The following is a 3,999-nucleotide window of genomic DNA, read 5'->3' on the forward strand; positions in this document are numbered from 1 at the left end:
CCTCAACGCTCACCAAAATGAATCCGTTTCTGCTCAATAAAGCGGACCCAGAGAGTGCGCATGAGTGTGTGCGGTGGGCGCGATATTGCGGGTGTTGGGTGGGTGTGGTAACGGGTATTCTTGTGTGAAGACGCAGAGATATTCACGGCGTGGTCCGCTCGCTCGTCAGGCACTGCCATAAATAGGCCGTGTTCGGGGTACGCGGTGTGGCAGTGGTGCGGGAGGCCCGCAGTACGAGAACTAGGGGGCGGGAACGGATCCGCGTCGAGAGGATTTGGGGGCTCGGTCGGCAGAAACCGATGCGGGGCGTTCAGGAGTGCGCAGGGAGGGGCCATCGATGCGGATGGTAATGCAGCGATGCTGGAGGCGGTCGAGCAAGGCGTCGACGAGCGCTTTATTGGCGAACAACTCGTACCAGTCAGACGGCTCTAAATTCGTTGTGATGATAGTCGATACGCGGCCATAACGCTGGTCCATCAGCCGGAAGAAGGCGTTCGACTGTTCGGGTTTCAGGGTCAGGTAGCCCAGTTCGTCAATCAGCATGGGCTGAGAGCGGGCCAGTTGCGCGAGGAGCTTCGGAGTCGAACGATCAGCGAGCGAGGCGTAGAGTTCGTCGAGCAGCACCTGGGCATTGTAGAAGCGGCCCGCGTGCCCGTTGAGGCAGGCCTCGCGCAACAGAGCGATGGCAATGCCGGTCTTGCCCGTACCGGGTGGTCCGATAAGCAGGATATTCTCGTTACGGTGCAGGAAGTCGAGCCCGGCCAGGGCGCGGATCTGACTCCGATCCACACCGGGTTGACGATCAAAAGGGAACGAGTCGAGAGTCCAGCGCCACGGCAGTTTCGCCTGCGTGAGGCGGTAAGCTAAGCGCTTTTCTCGGCGGTGGGCTTCTTCCTCGGCCAGCAATCGCCAGAGAACTTCTGCAGGGGGCGAGCCTTCGTGCTCGGCACGATCCAGTTCCGCATTCAGGGCCGCATCCATGCCGCGAAGACGGAGTTCGGCGAGCCGTTCGTGGATCTGATCACGCATCGTCGTAGGAATCGCCGTTCAGGGCAAAAAACTCGCCAGCCACTTGTTGCAAGATGAGTTTCTCCAGTCGCCCCAGGTCATACAGACCGAAGTGGGCGGCCTGCCGCACGGCGGCCAAGAAGGGCTCTCGGGGGTAAGTGCGCTGGAGCGTCAGCAGCCGTTGCAAGGCGCGCACCCCGCGGCCGCGGCCGCGTTGCTTGAGGGCGCGCGCATAGGCTCCCAGTTCCGGATTGTCGCGCCAGAGTGGTCCTTCTATGTCCGGCATGCGGCTTACGCGAATAGGGATGGGATGATGCGTCGGATCCGTGCTGCGGGCCTGGCGTTGACCGATGAGTCGGGAATGGATCGCTACCGCTGTGCCCCGATGGTGGATGTGGACCTGGGCGGGATATTTGTAGAGGGTGACGGTCTGGCCCACGAGACGCTCGGGGACCGAGTAGCGGTTCGATTCGAGCGAGACATACCCGCTCAGGTCCACCACCCGATCGCAGACCTCATAGATCGGTGGCAGCGCGATGGGCAGGGGTTGCAAGGTTGGCTTCTCGATCACATAGGCGGCCTCGGGCGACATCCCCAGAACCCGCTTCGGGTTGGCATTGGCCACCTCTCGGCACCAGGCGAGCGCTTGGCGGTTCAGGTCGTCGAAATCGGTGAAGCGGCGGCCAGGCAGGAAGTTGGTCTCAATAAAAAAGAACGTTCTCTCGATCCGCCCCTTCCGATCCGGATGCCCGACCCGGTGCGCGCGGAAGGCAAACCCCAGTGTGCGCGCAAAAGCGGCCATCTCGGGGGCCATGATGGCGTCTGCACCAGCGCCGGAGGCGAGCATCACGCTCGTGTTGTCGATCAGGCAGATCGGGCAAACCCCCTCCATGAAACGCGCGGCGTCAAGCAGGAACTGCTTGGCTTCGAAGCGGCTATAGCGGGGGTAATATTGAACGAACAGACGGCGCGAGTAGGCCAATACGAGCCCTGCGCACTGGGCGGTTACGGTCTTGTCACCCAGGGTCACGCGGTGAGGCGAGGTGTCATGTTGCATTTCCTCGCCCGGGCCGAAGGTGTATTCCCCCGCGCGCACGGGCGGCGTGCGTAGCCCCGCTTCCCGGACCCAACGCGTCAACGTGCTATAAGAGATCGTGAGATCGTACTCAGCGGCAAGTAGTTGCTGAACGCGCACCACGTTGCCTTGGGCGCGCGCGAAGGCGGATTGCAAATAGGTGCGGGTCACACCGAGCTTCTGCCGTTCCTTCTCCCCCTCTGCCAGCGGGGCGCGCAGTATCCGGCGAACGGTATTGCGCGATAGCTTCAGCAGCCGACTGATTTCGCGTCGGCTCTGGCCTTGGGCTTGCAGGGTGCGGACGGCATCACGGATCTGGCTGGGGGTCATGGGTCGAGACTCCTGGCTAGGTCGGCCTGCAGGGTATTGAGGGCGATGCGCAGGCCTCTCAGAGCCTTCTGTAAGGGCTCGGGGAACACGGGCGGGTCTCCTATTGACCAGCACGGGCGCAGTCGCTTGATCAAAGCGAGCAGTTGCCGGACATCGGCTAGGCACTGCCCTTCCGGGCCTTCGCGCACACCCGCATCGGCACGCTGCTCGTCGCGAGCGTGCAGGCTTTGAATGAAGAGGCGCGGGTGAGACACCATGTGCTCACGGGCGGCCCGCGGGGCCGTCCGATAATGTTGGAACCAAGTCTGAAGGTCCCGGCTGGACAAGAGGGTCGAATCGAGCGCGCTCAACAATTGAGTCGCATGGTCGGTGTTGGCGCGCGCCAACGGCGCCAACACCCGCGTAGCCGCCCAGGTGGATACCGTACCCTTGCGTACCGCATCCAGCAGTCCGTCGGGCAGACCGCAGACGAGCGCCAGCCGTCGGCTGACCCAACTCACATCGCGACCACTGCGGCGCGCCACCTCGCGCTCGCTCAGACCCTGGCCGTGCACGAGTTCTCGCAGCAGCAACGCTTCTTCGAGGGCCGCTAACGGTCGACCGTGAACACGCGCGAGCACGGTCAGCAAGGCTTGGGCGAGATCGCACGCCCAGGATTCCACACACGCGGTGTCACGCCCGAGTCGGCGCAGGGCCAGGATGCGCCGGTAACCGTCGATGAGGATCAGGCGGTCGCCGCTCTCGTCGCGCACCACGATGCATGGCAGGAGTTGGCCGCTCTGCTCAATCGATCGGGCCAGCACCTCAACCGCCCGCGGTTCCTGCAGTCGGGCGTCGAGAAACCGCAGGTCAAGGCGGTGGAGATCGACTTCCAGTACGGGGGCGACGGTATCCATGACGAAAACGGTACCCGCCTAGCCCGCGAATGCCTATCACGTCCTCTCTTTGCAAGATCGCGATGAAGACGACCAAAAATCTCTAACCCCTTGACAATACGGTCAATTCCACCGTGCACGCGTCACTCTTTGCAAGATCGTTGCCTGGGGCAGGAGAAAGCCGGTAACGACCGGAAACAACAGGGATATTGGCCGTTGACACGTCCATCTTTGCAAGACGGCGACTCTGGTCGCGCCGGGCCTGTTTATCGCGATTATCGCGGGTATAGGCGTCATGGGTCTTTCGGTAAGTCCGCCAATAGTCCGGATGGCGGTCCCGCCAAGCCTCTTGGGCGCGGGCCTGGTTCTCATGGTAATCGGGGTCGGTGCGACGCTTGGCACTTTGCCAGCGCTTGCGCCGTACGCACTGACAGGCCGGTGCCGAACAATAGCGTTGGGCGCGGACTTGTGGACGCACCCGAAAGGACCGCCTGCAGGCGGCGCATCGTGCCGTGGGCATCGTGGCTTTCCCCCTATCGCCAGGAATTCTGGCAGAGAGGATGCCGGGAACCGGGGGCGGGTCAATGCACGACGAGCAGGAATGCCGTAGGACCTGAAGGATATCCGGGATGACTAGCGCATGCCGTCAACGGCCGTGGGCGGGTCCGTTTGCGTGAGCAGGGGTGGGTTCATTCGCGTAAGCGTCAAGGG

General features: G+C 62.9%; 3 protein-coding genes. All 3 read right to left on the reverse strand.

Going from position 1 to position 3,999, the window contains the following annotated elements; translation table 11 throughout:
* Nucleotides 1-240: 240 nt before the first annotated feature.
* Genes istB through ACYCTF_RS14140 form a run of 3 tightly spaced genes read right to left on the reverse strand, consistent with a single transcriptional unit; the run spans nt 241 to nt 3,309 of the window.
* The gene (istB, locus tag ACYCTF_RS14130; RefSeq protein ID WP_461279119.1) at nt 241-1,029 is read right to left on the reverse strand and encodes an IS21-like element helper ATPase IstB; all 789 of its coding nucleotides are present in this window, start codon (nt 1,027-1,029) and stop codon (nt 241-243) included.
* Nucleotides 1,022-2,413, reverse strand: coding sequence for an IS21 family transposase (istA, locus tag ACYCTF_RS14135; RefSeq protein WP_461266447.1), 1,392 nt, complete (start codon nt 2,411-2,413; stop codon nt 1,022-1,024). The genes istB and istA overlap by 8 nt, the downstream gene beginning before the upstream one ends.
* On the reverse strand, nt 2,410-3,309 hold the full coding sequence (locus tag ACYCTF_RS14140) for a ParB/RepB/Spo0J family partition protein (RefSeq protein WP_110137291.1): 900 nt from the start codon (nt 3,307-3,309) through the stop codon (nt 2,410-2,412). Before ACYCTF_RS14140 ends, istA begins: the two co-directional genes overlap by 4 nt.
* Between the last annotated feature and the right edge of the window lie 690 nt (nt 3,310-3,999).

This window comes from Acidiferrobacter sp. (assembly GCF_054609335.1).

What these genes read in the sequence shown, in the direction of transcription:
- ACYCTF_RS14140 (WP_110137291.1), bottom strand. Translation starts at nt 3,309, where the DNA reads ATGGATACCGTCGCCCCCGTACTGGAAGTCGATCTCCACCGCCTTGAC.
- istB (WP_461279119.1), bottom strand. Translation starts at nt 1,029, where the DNA reads ATGCGTGATCAGATCCACGAACGGCTCGCCGAACTCCGTCTTCGCGGC.
- istA (WP_461266447.1), bottom strand. Translation starts at nt 2,413, where the DNA reads ATGACCCCCAGCCAGATCCGTGATGCCGTCCGCACCCTGCAAGCCCAA.